At 60.1% G+C, this 25,194-nt stretch carries 15 protein-coding genes and 1 tRNA gene; 9 read left to right on the top strand and 7 right to left on the bottom strand.

The features are described 5' to 3' along the window. Nucleotides 1-102 precede the first annotated feature (102 nt). From murI to KFO72_RS13240, 5 genes are all read right to left on the bottom strand, one after another. Nucleotides 103-1,014, bottom strand: a complete 912-nt coding sequence (gene murI / locus KFO72_RS13260) for a glutamate racemase (protein WP_060600241.1) — start codon at nucleotides 1,012-1,014, stop codon at nucleotides 103-105. A gap of 96 nt (nucleotides 1,015-1,110) precedes the next feature. Then, nucleotides 1,111-1,590: a bacterioferritin gene (gene bfr, locus KFO72_RS13255; protein ID WP_054930120.1), complete on the bottom strand. Its 480-nt coding sequence runs from the start codon at nucleotides 1,588-1,590 to the stop codon at nucleotides 1,111-1,113. 174 nt (nucleotides 1,591-1,764) lie between these two features. Further along, the gene (locus KFO72_RS13250; RefSeq protein ID WP_054930121.1) at nucleotides 1,765-3,288 is read right to left on the bottom strand and encodes a fumarate hydratase; all 1,524 of its coding nucleotides are present in this window, start codon (nucleotides 3,286-3,288) and stop codon (nucleotides 1,765-1,767) included. A 60-nt stretch (nucleotides 3,289-3,348) separates the two neighbouring features. Then, complete coding sequence (locus tag KFO72_RS13245; RefSeq protein ID WP_054930141.1) at nucleotides 3,349-3,963, bottom strand: TIGR00645 family protein; 615 nt, start codon at nucleotides 3,961-3,963, stop codon at nucleotides 3,349-3,351. A 292-nt stretch (nucleotides 3,964-4,255) separates the two neighbouring features. Then, entirely contained in the window at nucleotides 4,256-5,155 is a 900-nt protein-coding gene (locus KFO72_RS13240; protein ID WP_225032327.1) for a DMT family transporter, read from the bottom strand. Between the two features lie 429 nt (nucleotides 5,156-5,584). Between KFO72_RS13240 and acs the strand changes: the two genes are divergently transcribed. From acs to KFO72_RS13210, 6 genes are all read left to right on the top strand, one after another. Further along, nucleotides 5,585-7,567, top strand: coding sequence for an acetate--CoA ligase (gene acs / locus KFO72_RS13235; RefSeq protein ID WP_224101262.1), 1,983 nt, complete (start codon nucleotides 5,585-5,587; stop codon nucleotides 7,565-7,567). Between the two features lie 164 nt (nucleotides 7,568-7,731). After that, a complete protein-coding gene (locus tag KFO72_RS13230) occupies nucleotides 7,732-8,097 on the top strand; it encodes a DUF4212 domain-containing protein (protein ID WP_054930124.1) in 366 nt (121 codons plus the stop codon). Then, entirely contained in the window at nucleotides 8,094-10,112 is a 2,019-nt protein-coding gene (locus KFO72_RS13225) for a sodium:solute symporter family protein (protein ID WP_054930125.1), read from the top strand. Before KFO72_RS13230 ends, KFO72_RS13225 begins: the two co-directional genes overlap by 4 nt. Before the next feature lie 62 nt (nucleotides 10,113-10,174). Beyond that, nucleotides 10,175-10,265: transfer RNA gene (locus KFO72_RS13220), tRNA-Ser, on the top strand. Between the two features lie 158 nt (nucleotides 10,266-10,423). Continuing rightward, nucleotides 10,424-11,050: a hypothetical protein gene (locus KFO72_RS13215; RefSeq protein ID WP_225032326.1), complete on the top strand. Its 627-nt coding sequence runs from the start codon at nucleotides 10,424-10,426 to the stop codon at nucleotides 11,048-11,050. Between the two features lie 42 nt (nucleotides 11,051-11,092). Beyond that, nucleotides 11,093-12,037, top strand: coding sequence for a DUF4365 domain-containing protein (locus KFO72_RS13210; RefSeq protein ID WP_225032325.1), 945 nt, complete (start codon nucleotides 11,093-11,095; stop codon nucleotides 12,035-12,037). A 193-nt stretch (nucleotides 12,038-12,230) separates the two neighbouring features. Here KFO72_RS13210 and KFO72_RS13205 read toward each other — a convergent pair whose 3' ends face one another. Then, nucleotides 12,231-12,830: a recombinase family protein gene (locus KFO72_RS13205; RefSeq protein ID WP_225032324.1), complete on the bottom strand. Its 600-nt coding sequence runs from the start codon at nucleotides 12,828-12,830 to the stop codon at nucleotides 12,231-12,233. Between the two features lie 605 nt (nucleotides 12,831-13,435). On the opposite strand from KFO72_RS13205, the gene KFO72_RS13200 reads away from it, so the two are divergent. Both KFO72_RS13200 and KFO72_RS13195 read left to right on the top strand, forming a co-directional pair. Beyond that, nucleotides 13,436-14,452 (top strand): DUF262 domain-containing protein, encoded by a 1,017-nt coding sequence (locus KFO72_RS13200; protein WP_225032323.1) that lies wholly within the window; start codon nucleotides 13,436-13,438, stop codon nucleotides 14,450-14,452. Nucleotides 14,453-14,455: 3 nt separating this feature from the next. After that, on the top strand, nucleotides 14,456-15,106 hold the full coding sequence (locus KFO72_RS13195; RefSeq protein ID WP_225032322.1) for a hypothetical protein: 651 nt from the start codon (nucleotides 14,456-14,458) through the stop codon (nucleotides 15,104-15,106). A 1,061-nt stretch (nucleotides 15,107-16,167) separates the two neighbouring features. On the opposite strand, the gene KFO72_RS13190 is transcribed toward KFO72_RS13195, so the two are convergent. Next, on the bottom strand, nucleotides 16,168-16,728 hold the full coding sequence (locus tag KFO72_RS13190) for a hypothetical protein (RefSeq protein ID WP_225032321.1): 561 nt from the start codon (nucleotides 16,726-16,728) through the stop codon (nucleotides 16,168-16,170). 662 nt (nucleotides 16,729-17,390) lie between these two features. Between KFO72_RS13190 and KFO72_RS13185 the strand changes: the two genes are divergently transcribed. Beyond that, nucleotides 17,391-25,193 (top strand): filamentous hemagglutinin, encoded by a 7,803-nt coding sequence (locus KFO72_RS13185; RefSeq protein ID WP_225032320.1) that lies wholly within the window; start codon nucleotides 17,391-17,393, stop codon nucleotides 25,191-25,193. Nucleotide 25,194: the final 1 nt, after the last annotated feature.

The raw sequence follows: 25,194 nt of genomic DNA, 5'->3' as shown, positions 1-25,194 counted from the left end.
GCTCAAGTCGCGGCGGGGCGCCATGCGGGCGGTTTCCGTCGGGCGACGGGTGTGCATTTGATGCTGTGGAGACGGCTGGCGCCGCCGCCCCGTGCGCGAGCCTCAGGCGGCGTGCGAATCCGGCGCGATCGTACGGCGCGACGGGATGTGCACGCGCTCGACGGGCGCGTCGATATCGAGCAGCGTCGCCGCAAGCTGTTTGAGATGCGCGCCGTCGCTGGTCGAACAGAAGCGCGGCTGCGGCACGGTGTCGCGCGCGGGCGAACGCAGCCCTTGCTGGTCGAGCACGCGCTCCAGTTGCCGTGCAATCGCGACGCTGGTGTCGATCAGCGTCAGCCGGTCGCCCGCGATATCGCGGATCGCCGCATCGAGAAACGGGTAGTGCGTGCAGCCGAGCACCAGCGTATCGGCGCCGGCGTCGAGCATCGGCTGAAGGTAGCTTTCGATCAGCGCGCGCAGTTCCGGCGAGCCGATGTCGCAGCGTTCGACGGCCTCCACCAGGCCGAGACCCGGCTGGCACAGAAACCGGCAGTCACTGGCGTAGCGTTCGAGCAAGCCCTGGAAGCGGGCGCTGCGCAGCGTCACGCGGGTCGCGAGCACGCCCGCCACGCGCGATTTCGACTGCAGCGCCGCGGGCTTTACGCCCGGTTCGACGCCGATCAACTGAATAGGCAATTTCTCGCGCACCAGTGCGATCGACTGCGCGGTCGCCGTGTTGCACGCCACGACCAGCGCCTTCGCGCCCTGCGCGACGAGCCATTCGCCGATTGCGAGCGTGCGGTCGGCGATGAAATCGTCGTCGCGTTCGCCGTAGGGCGCATACAGCGAATCCGCGACGTAGATGAGCGCTTCGTCCGGCAGTTGCGAGCGGACCGCGCGCAGCACCGACAATCCACCCAGACCCGAGTCGAAAATGCCGACGGGCGCGCGCGGGTCGAGCGAGGTGAGTGGCGGGACGGAAGCGGAGGTAGCGGAGGCGGGGGACGAAGCGGTCATGGTTTCGACGGAAGCCATATAAGAAAATCCGCGCAGCGCGTGTGAACGAACGTTGCGCGGATCGGACCGCAGAAGTGTATCAGGAGTGAGGGGGCTTCCTGCCCGGGCGTCGTCTTATTCTTCCTGCGAGCCCATCGCCGACTGCTGATAGTTCTGGATACCGACCTTGTCGATCAGGTCGATCTGCGTTTCGAGCCAGTCGATATGTTCTTCGGTGTCGTCGAGAATCGTCGTGAAGATTTCGCGCGAGATGAAATCACGCACCGACTCGCAATAAGCGATGGCTTCCTTGCACGTGCCTTGCGAGATGTATTCGAGTTTCAAATCGCATTCGAGAATTTCTTTCGTTTCTTCGCCGATCAACAGCTTGTGCAGATCCTGCAGATTCGGCAGGCCGTCGAGCATGAAAATGCGTTCGATCAGCATGTCGGCGTGCTTCATTTCGCCGATGGATTCGTCGTACTCGTGCTTGCCCAGCTTCTCGAGACCCCAGTGCTTGTACATCCGCGCGTGCAGGAAATACTGGTTGATCGCGGTCAGTTCGTTCTTCAACTGGGCGTTCAGATATTCAATGACTTTTTTATCGCCTTGCATGACGTTTCCTCTTCAAGAGCTGGGTTTTCCAACAACAATAAACGTCTGAAAACCAAAAGCCAAGGACGAATATGGTTGTTGAGAATCATTCACGCAATTTAATTTGCATTTCGCGTGAATAATAAAAAAGCCGGGACTATAACGTCCCGGCTTCCGTAAAACAATGAGAAATCTTTAAGCGGTAGCGACGGGAATCTTACCGATCTTCGCCTGCCATTCCTTCGGTCCCGTCTGGTGGACCGAGGTGCCGTTCGAATCGACGGCGACCGTCACGGGCATGTCCTGCACGTCGAATTCATAGATGGCTTCCATGCCGAGGTCTTCGAACGCGAGCACCTTCGCGCTGCGGATCGCCTTCGACACCAGATACGCCGCGCCACCCACAGCCATCAGGTACGCCGCTTTATGCTTCTTGATCGCCTCGATCGCGACGGGGCCGCGCTCGGCCTTGCCGATCATCGAGATCAGGCCGGTTTGCGCGAGCATCGTTTCCGTGAACTTGTCCATGCGCGTGGCCGTGGTCGGGCCTGCCGGGCCGACAGCTTCGTCGCGCACCGGGTCGACGGGGCCGACGTAGTAGATCACGCGGTTGGTGAAATCGACGGGCAGCTTTTCGCCCTTGGCCAGCATGTCGGCGATGCGCTTGTGCGCGGCGTCGCGGCCCGTCAACATCTTGCCCGACAGCAGCAGCGTCTGGCCCGGCTTCCACGACGCGACTTCTTCCGGCGTCAGCGTGTTCAGGTCGACGCGCTTGCTCTTCTCGGTGTCGGGCTCCCACTGCACCTTGGGCCATGCGTCGAGCGACGGCGCTTCGAGCTTCGCGACGCCCGTGCCGTCCAGCGTGAAGTGCGCGTGGCGCGTGGCCGCGCAGTTCGGGATGATCGCGATGGGCTTTGACGCCGCGTGCGTCGGCGCTGCCATGATCTTCACGTCGAGCACCGTTGCGAGGCCGCCCAGGCCCTGCGCGCCGATACCGAGCGCGTTGACCTTCTCATGCAGTTCGACGCGCAGTTCCTCGATCCAGTCTTGCGGGCCGCGCGCGATGACATCCTGAATGTCGATCGGGTCCATCAGCGATTCCTTCGCCATCAGCATCGCCTTTTCAGCCGTGCCGCCGATACCGATGCCGAGCATGCCGGGCGGGCACCAGCCCGCGCCCATCGTCGGCACGGTTTTCAGAATCCAGTCGACGATCGAATCCGACGGGTTCAGCATCGCGAACTTGGACTTGTTTTCCGAGCCGCCGCCCTTGGCCGCGACCTGCACGTCGACCTTGTCGCCCGGCACGATCTCGTAGTGGATCACGGCGGGCGTGTTGTCCTTCGTGTTCTTGCGCGCGCCTTCGGGCGGGCTCACGATCGACGCGCGCAGCACGTTGTCCGGGTTCAGATAACCGCGGCGCACGCCTTCGTTGATCATGTCGGTGACGGACATCGTCGCCCCGTCCCAGCGCACGTCCATGCCGACCTTCACGAACACCGTGACGATGCCCGTGTCCTGGCAGATCGGGCGCTTGCCTTCGGCGCACATGCGGCTGTTCGTGAGAATCTGCGCGATCGCGTCCTTCGCGGCCGGGCTTTCCTCGAGCTCGTACGCGCGGCCGAGCGCCTCGATGTAGTCGAGCGGATGGTAGTAGCTGATGTACTGCAGCGAGTCCGCAATACTCTGGATCAGGTCTTCCTGTTTGATGACGGTCATGGCTAGGCTCAGTGGGGCAGTGTGGCGTTTTGTATCGCGGCCGCGTGACAATGCGGCCGGTCAGGCGCCTTCAGGGGAGTTGGAAATCGTTGTGTTCTTGCCGTGCGCCGCGCCGCGTGCGGCGGGCTCGTGAAAATGCTCCGGGTGCGTATGCGTGGTCAGGCGGTCGACGAATGCCATCACCAGCGCGGACACGAGGAACGTGACGTGGATGATGACTTGCCACATCACGGCCTGCTGCGTGTGCTTGTCCGGGTCGATGAAGGTCTTCAGCAGATGAATCGACGAGATGCCGATCAGCGCCATCGACAGCTTCACCTTCAGCACGCCCGCGTTCACATGGTCGAGCCATTCGGGCTCGTCAGGATGACCTTCCAGGCCGAGGCGCGAGACAAAGGTTTCATACCCGCCGACGATCACCATGATCAGCAGGTTCGAGATCATCACCACGTCGATCAGGCCGAGCACGACGAGCATGATGTTGGTTTCGTCGAGCGTCATGGCGTGCGTGACGAGGTGCCAGACTTCCTTCGCGAACAGCACGACATAAACGCCCTGCGCGATGATCAGGCCCAGATACAGCGGCACCTGCAGCCAGCGGCTCATGAAGATCACGGAGGGCAGAAGGCGCATGCGGCGCGGCTGGCCGGGCAGAGTGGGACGCGGAGCGGTCATGTAGGGTCGGCGTAGTGTTGGCGCTTCTTGGTGACGGATCGTGGCGACGGATACGGCGGGCACGGACGCGCTCGCATCGACGGCGGCGGATCGCGTGAAGAGCGAACAGCCGGCAGTCAGCGGCCCCGGCGGTGAAGCCGGCCGGCGAAGCGCGTTGGGCGCGATATTGTACAGCGTGATCCATGACAGCCATGTCGAGGCGCGCACCCGGGCAGTTGGCGCCCGGGACAGCGTGGCGCAGCGGGCGTGCGCCATGCCTTGCTTCGTGCCGGTTTTTCGTGCCGGTTTCGCGCTAGGAGGCGACGGGCGGCACGCGCCGCGCCTTCAGGCTCGCCAGGGCGATGCCCGCGACCACGCAGGCGAGCGCGACGCCATGCGCGAGCGTCGGCCGCTCGTCGAGGAACACGATCCCGTAGATCGCGGCGGCGACGGGCAGCACCGCGCTGAACACGCCCGCGAGACTGCCCGGCACGTGGCGGATGCCTTTCATCCACAGCCAGAACGAGAAGATGCTCGCCGACAGGCCGTACCACAGTACCAAGGTCCAGATGCCGGCGGGCACGCTCGTGTAATGGAAGGCGAACAGCGACGACGCGCCGAGCGGCAGCATCAGCAACAGGCCGAACAGGTGCGTGTACGCGCAGATGTCGATGGGCGCGAGGGTCTGCGTGAGCCGGCGCGACAGGATCACATAGAGCGATTCGCAGCAGACCGCGCCGAGCACCATCAGGTTGCCGGCGAAGGAGCTTTCACTGGATGCGCCCGTGGCGGCGCCCGCGTGCGCGAGATTGATGACGACCACGCCGGCGATCGCCAGCGCAATCGACGCCAGTGCGCGGCGATCGGGCTTTTCCTTGAGGAAGATCCACGAGAACAGCGCGACCACGGCGGGAATCGTGCTCGTGATGACGCCCGCCGCAACCGCGCTGGTCCGATGCACGCCGTTGAGCATCAGCAGCGTAAAGCCGAAGGTGCCGAACAGCGCTTGCAGGAAGAGATTGAACCATTCGCCCGCCTTCACGCGGCGCAGCTTGCTCACGCGCAACAGCGGCCACAGCACGGCCATGGCGATCACGAAGCGCAGCAGGGCAAAGAGGGGAACGGGAACGAATGCGACAATCGACTTGCCGATGCCGACATTGCTGCCGACCAGCAGCATCGCGGCGATCAGGAACAGTGAGTAGCGGTTCAAGCTGGAATCCGGACGGCGAGATCAGTTAGCATTGTAAAAGGGCGCTAACAAGGGTGCAAAACGGCTGTGCCGTCCAACCCGCCTTGCGGACTGCTTGCTGCGCCGCACCTGGTGTTTATCCTGACACGCGCTGGCCGTTCACGTAAGAACGCGGTAAGTAGCAACGCTTATCGTGGGAAGTGATCGAAGCTGATGAAGGCATGCGGCGCGCCCGATGTGCGACGCCGCAGTGGTCATTCGCCGAATCGCTGTGTGCGCATCGGTGCCGATGCGCACGAGGGTGGGAGACACGCCGTGCGACAACATCATGTGCGGCGCCACGATGACGGGTATGACGATATGGAGCGACGCGCTGCGCCGGCCACGGCTGGCACGCATCGCGCGCGCACCCGCAAGGATTGACGTTTCATCTTCACCAAGGGGTAGTCGATGTCTGCGATTGAATCGGTTCTTCAAGAACGCCGCGTGTTTCCGCCTTCCGCCGAAACGACGGCGCAGGCCACTGTGTCCGGCATGGACGCGTACAAGGCGCTCGTCGCCGAGGCCGAGCGCGATTACGAAGGCTTCTGGGGCAGGCTGGCGCGCGAGACGCTCAGCTGGAAAAAGCCTTTCACGAAGGTGCTCGACGAATCGAACGCGCCTTTCTACAAGTGGTACGAAGACGGCGAACTGAACGCGTCGTACAACAGCATCGACCGGCATGTCGAAGCGGGCAACGGCGAGCGCGTCGCGATCATCTTCGAAGCCGACGACGGCACCGTCACCAACGTCACGTACAACGACATGCTGCAACGCGTGTCGCGCTTCGCGAACGCGTTGAAGAAGCGCGGCATCAAAAAGGGCGATCGCGTCGTCATCTATATGCCGATGTCGGTCGAAGGCATTGTCGCGATGCAGGCCTGCGCGCGGATCGGCGCGACGCACTCAGTGGTGTTCGGCGGTTTTTCGTCGAAGTCGCTGAACGAGCGTCTCGTCGATGTCGGCGCGGTCGCGCTGATCACCTCCGACGAGCAGATGCGCGGCGGCAAGGCGCTGCCGCTGAAGAACATCGCCGACGAGGCACTCGCGATGGGCGGCTGCGAGGCCGTCAAGAGCGTGATCGTCTACCGGCGCACGGGCGGCAAGATCGGCTGGGACGACAAGCGCGATCTGTGGATGCACGAGATCACCGCGAACGAATCGGATCAATGCCCGCCTGAGTGGGTCAGCGCCGAGCATCCGCTCTTTATTCTTTACACGTCGGGTTCGACGGGCAAGCCGAAGGGCGTGCAGCACAGCACGGGCGGCTATCTGCTGTGGGCCGCGCAGACCATGAAGTGGACCTTCGACTGGAAGCCCACCGACGTCTTCTGGTGCACGGCCGACATCGGCTGGGTCACGGGACACAGCTACATCACGTATGGCCCGCTCGCGCTCGGCGGCACGCAGGTCGTGTTCGAAGGCGTGCCGACGTATCCGAACGCGGGCCGCTTCTGGGACATGATCCAGAAGCACAAGGTCAGCGTGTTCTACACGGCGCCGACGGCGATCCGTTCGCTGATCAAGGCAGCCGAAGCCGACGCGAAGGTGCATCCGAAGAGCTACGACCTGTCGACGCTGCGCATCATCGGCACGGTCGGCGAGCCGATCAATCCGGAAGCATGGGTGTGGTACTACGAGAACGTCGGCGGCTCGCGTTGCCCGATCGTCGATACGTGGTGGCAGACGGAAACGGGCGGCCACATGATCACGCCGCTGCCGGGCGCGACGCCGCTCGTGCCGGGTTCGTGCACGCTGCCGCTGCCGGGCATCATGGCCGCGATCGTCGACGAAACGGGCCAGGACGTGCCGAACGGGCAGGGCGGCATTCTCGTCGTCAAGCGTCCGTGGCCGGCCATGATCCGCACCATCTGGGGCGACCCGGAGCGTTTCAGGAAGAGCTATTTCCCCGAAGAGCTCGGCGGCAAGCTGTATCTCGCGGGCGATGGCTCGGTGCGCGACAAGGACACCGGCTACTTCACGATCATGGGCCGTATCGACGACGTGCTGAACGTGTCGGGCCACCGTCTCGGCACGATGGAGATCGAGTCGGCGCTGGTGGCGAATCCGCTGGTCGCGGAAGCGGCCGTGGTCGGGCGCCCCGACGAGACGACGGGCGAAGCGGTGTGCGCGTTCGTCGTGCTGAAGCGCTCGCGTCCCGAAGGCGAAGAGGCCGCGAAGATCGCGGCGGAACTGCGCAACTGGGTCGGCAAGGAAATCGGTCCGATTGCAAAGCCGAAGGACATCCGCTTCGGCGACAACCTGCCGAAGACGCGTTCGGGCAAGATCATGCGCCGCCTGTTGCGCTCGCTCGCGAAGGGCGAAGAGATCACGCAGGATGTGTCGACGCTGGAGAACCCGGCCATTCTGGATCAGCTGGGCGAGTCGCGCTGATGTTGCGGGCTGTGAGGGCGTAACGCCCTGGCAGCATCAAACGGCGCGTCCGATGCGGATGCGCCGTTTTTTCATGCGCTCATGCTGTTCCGGCGCGGCGCGACATCGTTCGTTGCGCGGACACCCCCGATTGCCGACGCAACCCCTTTTTGATAAATAGCCGCATGGCCGCGCCACACGACACCTCGCGATTCACGATCAATCCCGTGCCCGAGCCGCCGCCCGTGACGGCGGCGATGGCGCGTGCGCACGCGCGCTACTGGCGCTTCAATGTCGTGTTGATCGTGGCGTTGATGCTGATCGGCTGCTTCGTGTCGTTCGTCGTGCCGCTCATCGCGCGAACCCTGGAGCACGTGCGCTTCGCGGGCTTCAGCCTGCCGTTCTACATGGGCGCGCAAGGGGCGATTCTCGTGTATGTGGCGCTGATCGTCGTGTATATCGTGCTGATGCAGCGCGCCGACGCGGCGCTCCAGCGCGCGCTCGCGGCCAGCCCGAGCGACGACTTCGCCGAGCGCGCTGCCGACCGATGAAGCTCGCGCATCGGCTGATCCGCTCGTATTCGCTCTACACGCTCGGCTTTCTGGTCTTCATCTATCTGCTGTGGCGCATCGAGGCTGCCAACGGGCCGGGCACATGGATCGGCTACGTGTTTCTGTTCGTGCCGATTGCCGTGTATGCCGTGATCGGCCTGCTGTCGCGAACTTCCGATCTCGTCGAATACTACGTGGCAGGGCGGCGCGTGCCGTCTGCGTTCAACGGCATGGCGACGGCGGCGGACTGGCTGTCGGCGGCCTCGTTCATCGGCCTCGCGGGCACCCTGTACGCGACGGGCTACGACGGTCTCGCGTACATGATGGGCTGGACGGGCGGCTATTGCCTCGTCGCGTTTCTGCTTGCGCCATACGTGCGCAAGCTCGCGCGCTACACGATTCCCGATTTTCTCGGCACGCGCTTTTCGAGCAACGCGGTGCGCGGGCTGGCGGCGTTGTCGGCGATCCTGTGCTCGTTCGTTTATCTCGTTGCGCAGATCCAGGGCGTCGGGCTGATCGCGACGCGCTTTATCGGCGTCGACTTTGCGATCGGCATTTTCTGCGGGCTCGCGGGCATTCTGGTGTGCTCGTTTCTCGGCGGCATGCGCGCGGTGACGTGGACGCAGGTTGCGCAGTACATCATCCTGATCCTCGCGTTCCTGATACCTGTGTCGATGATTGCTCACAAGGATGGGCTCGGCTGGGTGCCGCAACTCAGCTATGGGCGTCTGATGGAGCGCGTCGAATCGCTCGAGCGCCAGGTGCGCGATGCGCCGTCGGAGCAGTCGGTGCGCGACGACTACCGGATGCGCGCTGCGTTGATCCAGACGCAGATAGACAGTCTGCCTCAGTCGTATATCGACGAGAAGGATCGCCTCACCGCGCAGCTCGACGATTTGCGGCGGCATAACGGGCCGTTGCGCGAGATCGCCGGTCTGGAGCGGCGCATCGCGCGCTTTCCGCGTGATCCGGCGACGGCGCAGATTGTCTGGGCGCAGCAACGCGACGAGATGATGCAGCGCGCGGCGTCGCCCGTGCCGATGCACGAGCCGTTTCCCGCCGCGAACGAGGAAGACAGGGGGCTGCATTTGCGCAACTTCCTGTCGCTGCTGCTGTGTCTTTCGCTGGGAACGGCGAGCTTGCCGCATATCCTCACGCGCTACAACACGACGACCTCGGTGGCGTCGGCGCGGCGCTCGGTCGGCTGGACGCTGTTCTTCGTCGCGCTGTTCTATCTGACGGTGCCCGTGCTCGCGGTGCTGATCAAGTACGAGATCCTGTCGAATCTGGTCGGGCATCGGTTTTCCGACTTGCCGCAGTGGGTGATGCAGTGGCGGCGTGTCGAGCCGTACCTGCTGAGCATCGCCGATGTGAACGGCGACGGCATCGTGCGCTGGAGCGAGATCCAGATGCAGCCGGACATGGTCGTGCTCGCCGCGCCGGAGATTGCGGGGCTGCCGTATGTGATGTCGGGGCTGATCGCGGCAGGCGCGCTGGCGGCGGCCCTCTCAACCGCCGATGGCCTGCTGCTGACGATCGCCAATGCGCTTTCGCACGACGTGTACTACCACATGGTCGATCCCGAGGCGTCGAGCCAGAAGCGGGTGACGATCTCGAAGATCCTGCTGCTCGGGGTGGCGCTGTTTGCTTCTTATGTGGCGTCGCTGAATACGGGAAACATCCTGTTTCTGGTGGGCGCGGCGTTTTCGCTGGCGGCGTCGAGTCTGTTTCCCGTGCTGGTGCTCGGGGTGTTCTGGAAGCGGACGACGCGTCTGGGCGCGGTGGCGGGCATGGTGGCGGGGCTGGTGGTGTGCATCTGGTACATCGTGTCGACGTATCCGTTCTTCACGCAGCTGACGGGCTTTGTCGGGCCGCGCTGGTTCGGCATCGAGCCGATCAGCTCGGGCGTGTTCGGTGTGCCGGCGGGGTTTCTGGTGACGGTGCTCGTGAGCCTCGTGGACCGCAAGCCGGACGCCTACACGCGAGCGCTGGTGGACTATATCCGCCATCCTTGATGGCTGTCCTTCCAGACGAGGTGGCAATGGCGATGGAATCTGCTATAATGCGCCTCCCCGCCGGAGAGATGGATGAGTGGTTTAAGTCGCACGCCTGGAAAGCGTGTATAGGTTAATAACCTATCCGGGGTTCGAATCCCCGTCTCTCCGCCAGAAATCAACTGAAAACCCCGTATAGTCAACGACTTACGGGGTTTTTTGCTTTTCGACTCACAATTCGACTATCAAATCGTTTAAGCTTCGAGAGCACGACTGGGTTGTATCGAGGGGCCCACCCGAAGCCCGAAGCGATTTGCAATCAGAGCCCGATTATGTTCGATGAAGAAAAAGAAGATTCCCAAGAGTACTGGCGTTTGCAGTTCGATCTGCTCAAGGTTGATCCGAGGGTATGGGCAGCCGATTCGGATTCGCTCATGCGCTCGTTCAACCTCCTCGCAGAGCAGCACACTCGAGACCTCGGGGATAATATTCGACGCGCTGTCCAAAGCGCCGGCGCTCCTGTGCCCCGCATCCCGGAAATTGGGGCAAACGCAATGATGTTGGGAGCGCTCGCGATGGAGGTACTTTTTAAGGGTATTGCGCTTTCCCAAAGGGAAGTCCAAGAGAGCTTGGCGCGTGAGGATAAAGCGGTTGCCAAACGGCTTTGGAGTCACCATCTGAGCGACATTTCTGCCCTTGCAGGTCTCGAATTGACAGGCGATGAGTTAGCTATCTGTCGACAACTAGAGATTTTTGCGACTTGGGCGGGACGCTATTCCACGCCTAAGTGGGCCAAGGATATGGAGCCTTTGCGCCGCTCGCCTTGGACCGGGGTAACGACGCCACCGAATATGTATTCGAATGTGGATTTCGTACGCATACGCAATCTCAACGCCCGCTATCGACCACTGCTGCCAAAGATGCCCGATGTCCGACTCGGTTTGTCGTCTGGGCGCTAGTCGCCAGACGGTAATCGGACTTTACCGCGGAGTATAAAAAACATGAGCATGCAAACTCAGAGAACGGGGCAAATAGGTATCAACGTCGTCGAACGCGTTGTGCTGCACGAGTGGAATGGTCGTTGGCAGCAGCTTGAAAGTCAACATGATGATGGCGTTGATGGGCTAATATTCCTTGAGTCCAACGGTATTCCTACCGGCCAAATTGTCTTCGTTCAGGTGAAGTGCACAAAGAAGAATCCGGGAGTTGGCGGCAAAACCTCGGTTCCTATCGCAGCTGAGAAGCTGAAGATGAATATTGAGCGTTGGCGCCGTGTTGTTGGTGCAGCGATCATGGTACATGTACACGCGAAGACCCTTGAAGCAACCTGGGTAGACCTCCGCGCGCCGGGCGTTTTGACAAAAGCGCAGGCGGCAGTACCCAGCAATCAATTGTTCGACGCTTCTGCCCGCAAGAAAATCGCGTCACTTTGCGGCACACTTTATCGCGACATGCTGATGCGCCGTATAGTCGCGAAGGCAACGGATTTTTCGTATCTCACCGAACGAGTCTCGATTCCAAGCAAACTGAATCCTCAGGAAATCCACATCCAACAGGCCGCTCGCCGCTATTACACCAGTGTCCTTTCATTGGGAGTTGGACTGGCTGACGGTGGTCCAGTCGTTCAGTTTTCACGAGACGGATGGCGACATATCACACGCCCCAAGCGTAAACGACTCGTCGTACTTCAATCCTTCCAACTGCTGGGCGTAGCGAAACGGGTCATTTCCACCACTAAAGAGGAGGACCTCAAAGAAATCCGGCCCGCGAAGGGAAAACCCGTCGAACTTGTCTACGCGATTGCGGTAGTGAGCTTTTCGTTTAGACAAACAGCGGTTGTCAAAGTCATCTTGCGCAAGCACGCCGGAAACGGCGGTTTAGCTCAATATAGTTTTTATACTGTGTATGAGCCGAGGCGACGCAAGGACATCTTGGGGAACACTTGAGGGGCGCATCGGCAACGGGAGACATTCCGCGCACAAACCAAGAAGGCTAAAACGCGCTGTGCCTGTCTACCCGCGCCGACTGCATATCCTCTCACGCATCGCACCCAATGGCAATACACACGCACATGCCTCACTCCGCAGTCGATATGCGCGGGGCCGATACGGGGCACTTCGATTCTCGCTTTGCCGCCAGTCAGGACGGCATGTGCTCCGCACACGCCCGTTTTACCGTTGCCGTCCCCACACCGAACTTCTCAGCGGTCTCGCGTATGCTCGCACCGCTCTCAGCGCGCCACGCCTTGATGGCTGCGTAGTCGTGGGATCGGGCGCGCCCCTTGTATTTCCCTTCTGCTTTCGCGATCGCTACACCGCGACGCTGCATCTCCGCTCGGTTGCGGTAGTCGGCTTCACCCTGCGCGGCCATGAACGCCAACACAGCATCTCGCGTTGCTTTCTCGATGGGGTCTTTGGCCTTGCCGTCAAAAACCATCCCGTTGAGTGTGCATTCGACTCGCACGCCGAGGTCCATTAAGCGGCGCATGGTCCGATGGAGTTCGTCATAACGGCGGCTGATCCGGTCGAGCCAGCGCACGATGAGGATGCCGCCGTGCCGCAGATCGTGCTCCGCTTTGCGCCACTGTTCCCGCTCGTCAGGGGCGACATGGTAGCCGCTCACGCCCTCGTCAATGAAAACGTCGTTGTCCTGCACCCCGTGGGCTCTGGCGTCGTCGTACTGGCTCACCGAGGACTGGCCGTCGGTGGTGGAGATCCGACCGTAATAGAGCTTGCGCATGATTTGTCTGGATCATTAGACTTGATGGATCAATTATAGCATGGCTCAAATTGACGGTTGACCCTGTTGATCCAAGCGCCAGCACCCGAGCCACTGGCTCGTTACGGTGTACCCATTTGAGCCCCAGCTGAGAGAGCGAGATGCGACTGCCATGGTCATCGGTTTGAGCGACTGGCCGGAGCGTCGCCGGAGTCGCATCAGACGCGGGGTTAAACGCCGACATATGCCAAGGACGCGTTGGGGCCAGGAAGCGTCGTTTGCTCGCGGCATGTCTCAGACATTCAGGCGTCAGTTCCAGTCAGGAGCCGGCCATTCAATTGTCAACGTACGGCCCAGCGAGCAAACGCGGCACATGTTGCCGGGCATGACCGAGCCGCCTCGCTGCGGGCGATGCGCCCCCTTGATTCACGAATTGAAATGAAATAGAGGTTTGATCAAAGCCTTGGACTATGTCGTCTGCAGACCCACCGATAGCATGCGAACGTGCGGGGTGTGTAAGATACGGCTTTGCGATACATTTGTCCCTTTACGAAGCTCCCATAAATGCAACCGCGATGAACCTAGCGCTTAAGCCAGATCGATCCACATACACTCCGCAAGACTTCATGGAATGGAGGGAGTCACAAGCACTGATTCTCTCCCCGAAGTTCCAGCGTCGATCTGTATGGCTGCCTGCGGCACGGTCTTACTTTATAGACACCATACTGCGGGCGATGCCAATTCCTCCCATTTATATGCGGGTTGTGCAATCCGCGGATAAGAAGAAGGCGATTCGTGAAGTTATCGATGGGCAGCAGCGGTTGTCAGCTGTCTTGGACTATGTCGATGGCAAATTTAAACTTTCTCGTACCCTTGACGCGCCTTGGAGGGGAAAGCTTTTTGACGCTCTTAACGAAGACGAGCAGCGCGCGATTCTGACTTATGGATTTTCGACGGAAACGTTTAGGGGTATATCGGACGAGCAGGTTTTGGAGATTTTTTCGCGTCTGAATATTTATTCGGTCCAGCTCAATAGTCAAGAGCTCCGAAATGGTGAGTTTTTTGGACTGTTTCGACAGACTGCCGAAACTCTTGCTCGAGATCATCTACAGTTTTGGCGCCTTCATAAAATGTTCTCAGAGCGAGACGTCGCTCGCATGGTAGAAGTTGAATTTGTAAGCGAGTTATTGATCGCTGAGTTGGACGGCATGCAGGATAAAAAGAAATCAATAGACCGTTTTTACTTGGAGTACGACGAACAGTTTGGTGATCGTGAGCGCGCAACGAAGCAATTTAGGGAAGTTCTCGACGATATTAATGATGCTTTTCCCGAAACCTTGTCCGAACTCGAGTTTCGGAAGACTCCTTTGTTCTACACGTTGTTCTGTGTGATATATCATCGTAGATTCGGTCTAAAGAATATTGAACTTCCAACGAATAAGCAGTCGCTGACTAAAGACGAACGATTGTCAGTTAATACGGCAGTACGTCAGCTGTCAGACGCTCTCGTTCATGCTCGCGAGCGAAAGGCTGCGTCAGCCGGCATGGAACATTTTGTAGCAGCAGCCTCAAGTCAAACCGATAATATTCGACCGCGGGAAATTCGCTTTCAAGAGTTGTATAAGAGATCCTTCGACGATTGATCCATGGCTCCGCGGACGTTAAGTGGTGTATGTGACTCCTTCCTCACAGCAGTGAACCAACCAATTCAATTGGCCGCCGCCGCCGAATTGGTACGTTTGGCTGCGCCGGTGGGCTCGGCAGGGAGGAGGGCGTTTACCTTTGGGAAGCTCGAATCAATTTACGAACTTGCCTACCTCCGGATTTTTGCGCTGTGGGAAAAACTTCTAGAGGAATCGTTTTACCGCTTACTTTGCGGCTACACCAGTGGGGGGAATGCTATCGGGTTCCAGCCAACTTACACGCGTGCCGCAACTCTCGCAGCAGCGGAACAGATGGTGCTGAACGGGAGGGCCTATTTGCTTTGGCACAATCCAAACGTTGTGATCGCCCGCTCACAGAAGTTTTTGGTTTCCGCCCCGCATGAGCTAGTGTTAAGTAGCGCAGTAAATCAGATAACGCGATTGGCCGACGTTCGGCACCATATCGCTCACGCGTCGGCGGGCACAATGCAGAAATTTCACGCGACGACAATGGGACTTGCGGGTGCGCGTTTCGGTCCGAGAGCCGGGCGTTTTTTGCGAGCGTACACGGTCCATCCAGTAAGCGGCGTGCAAACGCGTTGGCTAACCGTCTTGGCGGACGAGCTTCTGTCGCTTGCCAATCAAATTAGATAGGCTTGCACAACGCCATACAATGCCGAGTTCGAGTGGGGGTTGAGCAGGAAGCGTTGAGATGCGTGATAGTTTCGGCTCGGTGACACCCGGGCGGCATAACTCCGATGCAGCGAATTGCTGGAGTGAACGACCGTTGTACTTTGCACCGGACGATCAGCAGAGGAAACGCGAACGTTCGCTCCGGGTGGCGACATTCGCGTCCGGCAGGGGGCGGCTAACGTCGGCCACTCGATGTCTCCAGGACAATCGTCGACAACTCGCGCACCCAAAGAAAAAGTCACAAAGGCGGTATTGGATGACGAAGGCGCTAGGTTACCTTCATGAAGTTTGGTATTGCGCGGACGGGCGCGGCAACTATCTTCCCGCATGCATCCCGCATGGGCCGATGGAGACGCCGCTCGGAGCCTCAAGGAGCCAGGCAGTGAATGGGTATGGACGTTCTGGGCACCGTCACATATTCAGACGATGAACATTTACTACAAGTTCCTCGGCTACGGAAAATACAGCTCCCGTTACGACGACGATCTCCTTCCCTATTCGCAAGCTATGTATCAACGGCAAGCCGCGTGCTTAAAGTGAGAGTGACCGTCGTCTTCGATCGTGCGACGCAGGGCGGCCAACAAGCGACGCTCGCCCCTACTGCGACTTGGACACTAAAACGTCGGCTGCGCCCCACAGAGCGGCCACTTGCCTCGCGAGCAACTAGTGCCACCTCGCAGGGCCTGACGAATGTCGAACGACTAAGGGCGATACGGGCCGTCGGAAACACCGGGATTTTTTGCGCGACGGTTTCGTGATTGCCAAATCAAGATATCTAACTGAATTGGCATGAAAATATTTGGGCGGAAACCTGGGAAAACGCCGCTTTTTGAGCGAGCCAATTCATAATCAATTGGTGACTTGCATCTCACATCGACTGATGCGACGGAACGTGGCCTTGATGGCAGCGAGGAACATTTTGTAAATTATTTTTTTGCGATTTGCCCTCGGTCAGGTCTATTGGGACGGGCAAAGACTGACTTTGATGACCGCTGAAGGACGATTTACGCGCCTATGCACGCCTAGTCCCACTCGTCAGCACGCCCTTTTTTATATTGGCTGCTAAACTTATCAGCATCGAAAAATCTCAGAGCCCGATGAAGGTCATCCGTTGCGTCGCTTTTCGCCGCATAATCACTGCGGCTGACATTTAAAGCAAATATCGGGGCATTAATTTTCTGCGAAGCGGCATTAAACACGTCAAAAGTGCAGTCGACATGGATTGATTGGATCGTCGGATCTTTGAAAGAATCCTGCACCGCAAAAGCACCGAGCAATACTGCGACTTTACCCATTACCGTATAGCGCTTGGTTGCCACTAACTCTAAAGGCCAGTCCTTAGGGATTGCACCGACAAATCGTAACGATCGTGTCCGTGACATTACGAGGGATTCATCGCAGGTGATATGTAGAGAAGTAGAATTTTCACTGCGGGAAGTGCTGATTCTACAACCAAGTTTGCCGGCCAATTTTTCTGGAAGCGAGCCAGATTGATTAAAAGAATCGGCTGAACCATCGGCTCTGGATAATATTTCTTCAATCTCCGGCTCGATCTCTTCCTCAGCTAGAGCACTCAGCTGCATAGAGAAAAAAAGCGCCGTGGCTACCTGCTCTTGGAGCCGCGACGGCCGACTGGTAGTAAGGGTCGTATACGGCCAGATTCGAGATCAGGCAATGTGCGTGCAATAGGCGCCCTTCGCTCGCGGGCGCAGTCGATTGGTTGACGTAGTCGGCTTTCGAGTAGTCACGCATTTAGACGGCAAAGGCGTTTAATTTTCTTCTCTCAGGCACAAACGTATCGCATGAGTGCTTCGGCAAAATTCAGATAATGAATCTAATCTGAAAGGATATTGTAGGTAAGACGTCTCAGGAACCAGGTTTATTTGCACGAGACCATGCGCCGTGCATCAAATGTTGTTTCACTGCATCGACTTTTGCTCATGTGATGGGTGTAACAAAATGTTTCTGGTAAATTGCCTGCGATGTGACAAAAACGAGAGATGGCCTGCGCCGCTTGCGGCGCACGTCCGGGGGCGGGTGGCTCTATTCGATAACGACCGGCACGGAAACGTGAACCGGAAATCGTAGGCTGTAATGGTCAAAAGCCAGTACAGCACTAGCGTTGCTGCGCAATCTCTCGACGTGACAAACAAAAGAATAACAGCGGTATTCCATGCGCCGACCGATCCGAGAGAGCTTTAACCGATTAACACAACAAACAGCAGCACGCGAGAGTAACTGCCTGATGCACGGTCCCGAAGCGGGACCGAAACGCTACTCGTTGTGGATGCGTGCAACTGCGTCCGTCATGGTCGTGGTGATGTACTTCGCGCCTGCCGTATTTCTCGCAGATGCGACTGCACATGCGGCGCCTATTGTCGATCCTCGTGCGCCGATTCCGTTTCAGCCGACCGTTACCCAAAGCTCAGTCGGCGTACCGGTAATCAACATTGCTGCGCCGAATGCGCAGGGGCTCTCGGTTTCGCAGTTCCAGACGCTTTCGTCTGGTCCTGAAGGCCTGATCTTTAACAATAGCCCGATTGCCGGCACATCGCTCATCGGCGGCCAGGTCGGCGCGAATCCAAATCTGGCAGGACGTACTGCGTCTACGATCCTTGCACAGGTAACGTCCACCGGATCGCAGTATGCTTCTGTGCTTGCGGGTCCGCTGGAAATCTTCGGCAACACGGCAGCGCTTATCATCGCAAACCCGAACGGCATCTCGATTCCGGGCGGGACTTCGCTCACGAACATTTCAAACCTTACGCTGACCACGGGCACGCCCCAGTTCATCACGGCAGCGGGCGGCAGCTCGACCGATTTCACACATGCTGGTGCGCTGGCATATAGCGTGAATTCGGGCAACATCTCGATCAATGGCCCGCCAGGTAGCGACGGCACGCCCGGTGTCGGCATTGCGGGAACGGTCGGCAACCTCGATCTCATCGCGCAAACGGTCAGCCTTAACGCGCCACTTAACGCGAGCCAGCGCGTCAACATCATCACCGGCAACCAGCTCGTATCACCCACATCTTCGGACGCGACGGGGATCGGATACGCACTGTCCTCGAACGGCTCAGCCAATACTGCGTCTTCGGCAGGACTGCCTGCGGGCAGCTATGCGATTGATGCCAGCCGCTTCGGCTCGGTGACGACCGGGCAGGTCTATATCGTCGGAACAGCGGCTGGACTTGGCGTCAACATGCAGGGGTCGCTGATGGCGACGACCGGAAACGTCGTCGTCAATGCCAATGGCGATGTCTCGGTTGCTGACACTTATGCGAACCAGAACGTCGGTTTGGCGAGTACCGGCAAGACATCCATTTCCGGCACCGGACTTGCGAACCAGAACTACACAGTCAACGCAGGCGGCGATATCTCGTCGACGGGCTCGGTCTCTGCGGGCCAGAATGTCAGCATGACGTCGGGCGGTAATGTCATCGCTGCGTCTGTCGCTTCGAATGGCAACTCGACGCTCACTGCATCGGACTCGATGACAGTTGGCTCCGTCACGGGTCAGACGCTGGCACTCCATGCCTTGTCGGGCGATCTAACCGTCAATTCCGCGCTCAGTGCGCCGGGCACTATCTCGGCTGTCGCCGGGCGCGACCTGACAATCAATGGTGCGGCACAGGGCGGTAGCACGGTGACATTGACGGCCGCACACAACGCGACGGTCAACGGTTCTGTCGCTGCTGTCGGCGACGTGTCGCTCACTGGCGCGACAGGCACCGCGACGACCACGGGCAATGTCACGACCAACGGTCAGTTGGACGTCGCGGGCCAGCAGGGCGTAAACCTTGGCGGGACGGTGTCGTCCCAGGGTGAAACGGCGATCACTTCTTCGACGGGCAGCGTCGCTGTCAACCGAGCATTGACGACGCCTGGGCAGGCGACGATCACGGCGGGCCAGGATGTGACGGTCGCTGGCGACGTGCATACCGGCCAGAATGCAACTGTGACAGCTGCGCGCGATGTCACGCTCAACGGTGCACTGAACGTGAACGGCTCGGGCAATGCATCGATCGTAGCAGGACGCGACATCACCGGGACGGGCGATGTCAGCGTCGCGAACGACACGACGCTCAGTGCTGGCCGCAATGTCGCCGTGTCGGGTGCGATCCAGACAGGCAACAATCTCAGCGCAACCGGTGGCCAGAATCTCGCCATTGGTGCTACGACTGCGGTCGGTACCGAAACGCTGACCGCTGCAACCGGTAATGCGACATTGGCTGGCAATGCGCTGTCCGGTGGCGATATGAAAGTGAGCGCTGGTACAGATGTGACGGCGCAGGGCAGTACCCAGAGCCTCGGGAATGTCGACCTGAATGCGCAACACGGCAGTCTTACCGCGAACGGTCCCGTTTCGGCGGCGGGCGATGCAACGCTGAACGCCGCCCAGAACCTGACACTGGGTGGCCAGACCACTGTCTCGCACAATGCGACGCTTACGGGCACAAACATTACGACGCAGGGGATGGCAATCGGCGGATCGCTGGCTGCCACCGCGGCGAACAGTCTCGATACGTCGGCCGGTCAACTGAATGCGACTTTCAGTGCGAGCGCGCCCGCATTGAGTGTGAACGGCAACGCGACCCTGATCGGGGCAAACGTGACGACGGCCAACGCAGTAATCGGCGGCACGTACAGCGCGAGCGCCACGACGGCACTGACAACGGGCGGTACGGCCGCTTACAAGGGCGATGCGACGTTGACCGGTGGCACGGTGTCCAACGTCGGAACGCAGATGGCCGCCGGGAACCTGAAGGTGTCCGGGTCCACGGTGACCAATCAGGGCAGCCTTTCGTCGTTGCAAACGATGACGGTCAACGCGGCCGACATTGACAACAGTGGCACGATCTACGGGCCGACCATTCACCTCGCCGCGTCGGGCGGAACGACGAATACGGGCGGGCTGCTTGCGACGAACGCGTTGTCCTTGACGACGGGTTCGCTCAACAACAGTAACGGACTGGTCTTCGCGGGTGACGTGAACAATCCGACGTCCGCGACCGGCGATGCAAGCGTGACCGTTAACGGCGGTAATGGCACGTTCAACAACACGAACGGGCAGATTCTCGCGCAGCATAACCTGACGGTGAATCTCGCGAACCAGGCAGTCGATCCTTCGGCGGGGTCCTTTGGCTCCATGAACGCCGGTAACGCGTTCGATCTTTCGGTCCGATCGATCAACAATTCGGGCACCTGGACATTGCCCGGCACGACTGTCAACGTCACCGCAAGTCAGGGTATCAACAACGCAGGGGCGATCAATCAGGGTGCAGGCACGCTTACGCTCAATGGCGCAGTGACGAACTCGGGCACGTTAACGGCGCGTGATCTCACCGTCAATGGCGCATTTGCCAATCTGGCGAATGCGAGCGTGCTAGCCAATGACGCGTTCACCCTCAATGGTTCAGGTAGCAACGCCGGTACCGTTGCGGCGGTGAACACACTCACCATCAGCGGTTCGAGCTACAACAATTCGGGCGGCACGACTCGCGCTGGCGGCAGCGGTAGCGCGTCGGGCAGCGGAAATCTCAATGTCAACCTGACAGGCGATCTCACAAATGTCGGCGGCACGCTCACTGCGACCAATGACCTGGCGCTAAACGCGAACAGCGTCAGCAACTCGGGCGCCACGTCGAGTAGCACGACCACGACGACCACCACGGTGAATAACACGGCACTCGCCCTGGGCCTGGTCGTGGGTACCGAGATCATCGACGTGGCAAGCTGGATCGGGCACGGTGGCGATACGACCTGCTGCAACGTGACGTCGACCACGAAAAGCGTTTCGCTTGCCGACGCGCTTTCAGTGGACGGAGGCTTTGGTAGTGGTGGAGTTAACCCCGCTGTGAACGGCAATACCGTGACGCTCGTTGAAATCCCGACCGTCACGGGCTCGGACCGCAATGGCAATCCGATTGTTCAGAACCGGTGGTTCGTGCAGACGCCGGACAATGCGAGTCAAAGCATTTCGACCGTTACCCTGCAACTGCCCACCGCAACGGAGACGACCTCTACGACGGGCAGCACGGGGGGCGCTTCCTCGGTGATAGCAGCCGGGCACAATCTCAGCCTAAACGCGAACGCATTGAATAACCAGGGTGGTACGGTCACTGCTGGCAACGATGCGAGCATCAACGTCCAGTCCCTCTCGAACGGCGGCACGAGCTACACCTCGACCGTGACGGACACGGTCGACATATCGGCTATCAACAGCTTCCTGTCGCAGGCCCCGAAGACGATTTCCATCTGGGGAAGTTTCCATGCAGCCGACGGCACCCCCAGCAACGATGGCTGTCCGAACAGCCGTGGTACATGTCTGGACCCTTCCGGTATCGCGCTTAGCGCGCCGGGCTCCGTCGGGACACTGTCAACGTCGTCTTCGGTTACCGTACAGGGCTCGGTTGGCCAGATCGTCGCCGGGAATAACCTGAACCTCTCGGGCGGCAATCTCGTCAACGCCGGCTCGATTGTGGCGGGCAACAACGTGAACGTCTCGGCTGGCAGCTTCACCAACCAGGGCACCAATACCCCGACGCTCACGACCACAGCCGGATGCGCGCCGGGCTTTTCCGGCTGCAACAGCAGTGCGACCAGCAATCCGAACTCGACGTCGTACAGTTATCAGCAGACTAACGCGACAGTGACGGCAGGTAACGACGTCGTCATTGCGGCCGGAAACGTCAGCAACACTTACGGCGATCTGGTCGCGGGCCATAACGTGGTGATTGGCGGCGCTGGCACGACCGCGAGTTCGGCCACCCAGGCCGGTAGTGTGACGAACACGTCGGGCGCGATCGCGGCCGGCAATGACGCGCGGATTAACGCGGGGAACGTCACGAACACGATCGCCGCGCCGGCGCAGATTCACCAGAACTACGGCAGCGGTTCGCCGTTCGCTGGCTGCAGCCAGGGCTGTGAAGCTTACCTCGACGTGCAGTCGGCGAACCCGGGTACGATCACCGCGAATCACGACGTCAGCATCCAGGCCGGAACATTTAGCAATACAGGCAGTCTCGTAACGGCGCTCAACAATGTCACTGTCAACGCGACATCGAGCGCATCCAGTGGCAACCAGTACCTGAATGCATACTGGCACGGCTCGCCCGCAGGCCAAAGCACCAGCACCTGGGGCTGCGCGGCGAATCCCTCGCTGTGCGCGACGCTTTATGGTGCCGCCTACAACAGCGGTGACGCCCAGGACCCAGCCGGACTACCGTCGGCGGTGGGCTTGTCCGATTTTGTACCAGGCACCATCCAGGCGGGCAACACGCTGTCGGTGAATTCGCCCACGCTGACGAACACGGGGAACGTCGTTGGTCAGACAGTCGCGCTCTCCGGCTCCAGTCTGGTCAATGGCCTCACGAACCCGCATGTGTACACGCCACCGCCGACAGTCTCCGGGCAAGTGATTTCGCTTGGGCCGCCTGCCGTGCCAGCAAGTGCGACAACGTCTGTCAACGGCGCAGGACAGGTGACAAACCTCAACGGCCAGCCGGTTTCGGTGACGGGAGCGGCGGGTGTACCAACCGGCGTGCCCGTCGGTGTGACAACCGTCGGAAAGCCGGTTGTGCCGTCTGTGCAAACTGTCGCGGGGCAGGGCAGCTCGGTCACGTACCTTGTGAATAACCCGGCGTCGGCTGTCACGGGTGACCTGTCTCCTTCCGCGCTGCTCGCTGCGTTGCCTGCGAGTCTTCAGCCGTCGGTCAAGCAGTTTTACTACGACCCGTATACACAGGCTCAGCAGGTCGAGCAGGCAGCGCTCGTCGCAACCGGCAAGTCGAGCTTTTACAGTACGCCATCAGCGACGGACAGCTCGAGCCAGTCGTTGATAAGCAATCAAGACACGAAAGCGCTGTATGGCGCAGCGTTGCAGTACGCCGAACAGCACAACATCGCGCTGGGTACGCAGCTTTCCGAGGAGCAGTTGGCACAGGTCAATGCGCCAATGCTCTGGTACGTCGAGGAGACGGTGCCCGAGCCGGGCTGCACCGTTACGGGCAATGGTGTGTGTCCGACCGTTCAGGCGCTGATGCCTGAAGTGCTCCTTCCGCGGAACTATGCGGTCGTCAACGCGGACGGCGAAATCACCGGCACGAACGTCACGCTGGACTATGCGAACAGCATCCTCAATACCGGCTCGATTACCGCACAGAATCTCACCGTCAATACGGGCACGCTGACCAATGAACAGCGCTCGACGGACATAGGTGTTATCTACCAGCTTATAACCGACGGCTTGCTTGAGCAGACCACGGGCACCGTGGTACAGCAGGGCGGGTTCATGTCGGCGGCGAACTATGACATCAACGCTCAGGCGATCAACCAGATTGGCGGTGCGTTGCAGAAGGTTGATGCCAACGGTACCGTTGACAACGCCGCAACCGCCCAGTTGCTCGCGGGCCTGAAGGGCGAACTGGGCAGCAGTTTCACGCAAACCACGGTCAGCGACAATCTGCACACCGAGATATCGGGCGGGATGGCCTGGTACGACTCGCTCTTCATTATGGCGTGCATCGTGGCGATTTCGGTGATGTCTGCCGGTGCGGCATCGCCGGGAATCGGCGCGGCTGCGGGTGCCACGGCCGGTTCCGGGTCGGCATTCGCAGCGGCAGGGACGGTAGGCGGGACGGTAGTGAGCGCGGGCACAGCCAACGTCGCACTGTCGGCAGCTGTCGGCGGCATGATGAGCAGCGCGATGAGCCAGACCGCATTCGGCGATGGTTCGTTCAGCGTGGCGGCGATGTTCGAGGCGGGCGCGACAGCTGCGCTGACAGCGGGACTGACCAATGGCATCACGTTTAGTAACGGCAGTGTCGGCTGGTCGTGGGCGTCGTCGTCCAACAGTCTGGCTTCGCTAGCGGGCGTGCAGACCGTGGGTGGCTTGATGGTCCCTCAGGCGGGGGCGTCGACCGGTTCGATCGGGACAGCGGCGATTGCAATGGGCGCAACCGCCACTATCCAGGCGAGCGTGCAGACGTTACTGCAAGGCGGCAGCTTCCTGACTAACTTGAGGAATGATGCGGTCAGCGATGCGGGCGCTGCTGCCGCCTTTGCGATCGGAAACTTGGCGAGCGCGGACGGCTCACTGATTCCAATGAATTCGCCGCAGTATGTCCTTGCGCACGCCATCCTCGGATGCGCTGAGGGGGCGGCCAGTGGCACGGGTTGTGAAAGTGGCGCGCTGGGTTCGGCGGCGAGTGCGGCGCTCAGTCCTGACTTCATCAGAATGATAGACCCGAGCGGCGCGCCTCTAGACCCCGGCGCAATGGCGACGCTCGCGGCGTTCGCTACGCTGGTAGGTGGTGGCGCGGCCGGACTTGCAGGTGGCAATTATCAGGCAGGGGCAACGTGGGCGCAAAACGAAGCACTGAATAACGATGCGCAGCATAGTGAGGCGGCCGCGAAGGTCGGCGGGCTCGTGGGCGCGGCGTGGACGCTTTTTGAGGCGGGAGCCCAGTTCTCTTTGACTTCTGCGCAACAACTCAACTATCTGATTACTCACAACGGGGCGCAGCCGGCCTATGACCCGAACAACATCGACCCAACCGATGGCGGGTCGAACGATGGGACGGGGCATGCATACGCGGTGGTCACGGCGCTCGCGGCAGTTTTGTGCGCGGCTGCGGAGGGGCTGGCATGCGGCTTGTATCCGGTGCCAGTCACGGCGACATCTGGCACTCCGCCGGGTAATGCAACGCTTTCGAGCGGCAGTAGTGGTGGTGACGGCTCGGGTAGCAACTCAACTGCCTCAAACAATAGCTTGCCTACCAATCCGTCTCAACTGTCTCACATCTTCCGTGACGATGTCGGTCATCTGACGGATACTCCAGAGAATCAGCAAAAGCTCGTTAATTTGGTCAACAACCCCGCGAATCGCTTGGGCACCGACCAGTTTGGTAACCAGTGGTTTGCCCAAACGCAGCCGAACGGAACTCAGCTTTGGGGGAGTGTCCGAAATGGAGTTATCCAAAATGGCGGATTGAATACGACGCCACGGAGCTTCAATCCAGTTACCGGACTATCGAAAGGGAAATAGC

Origin of the sequence: Paraburkholderia sp. XV (genome assembly GCF_020177535.1) — a bacterium.
Taxonomy (GTDB): Bacteria; Pseudomonadota; Gammaproteobacteria; order Burkholderiales; family Burkholderiaceae; genus Paraburkholderia; species Paraburkholderia caribensis.
Note: the sequence above shows the minus strand (reverse complement) of the source record. Positions and strands in the feature narration are given on the sequence as shown.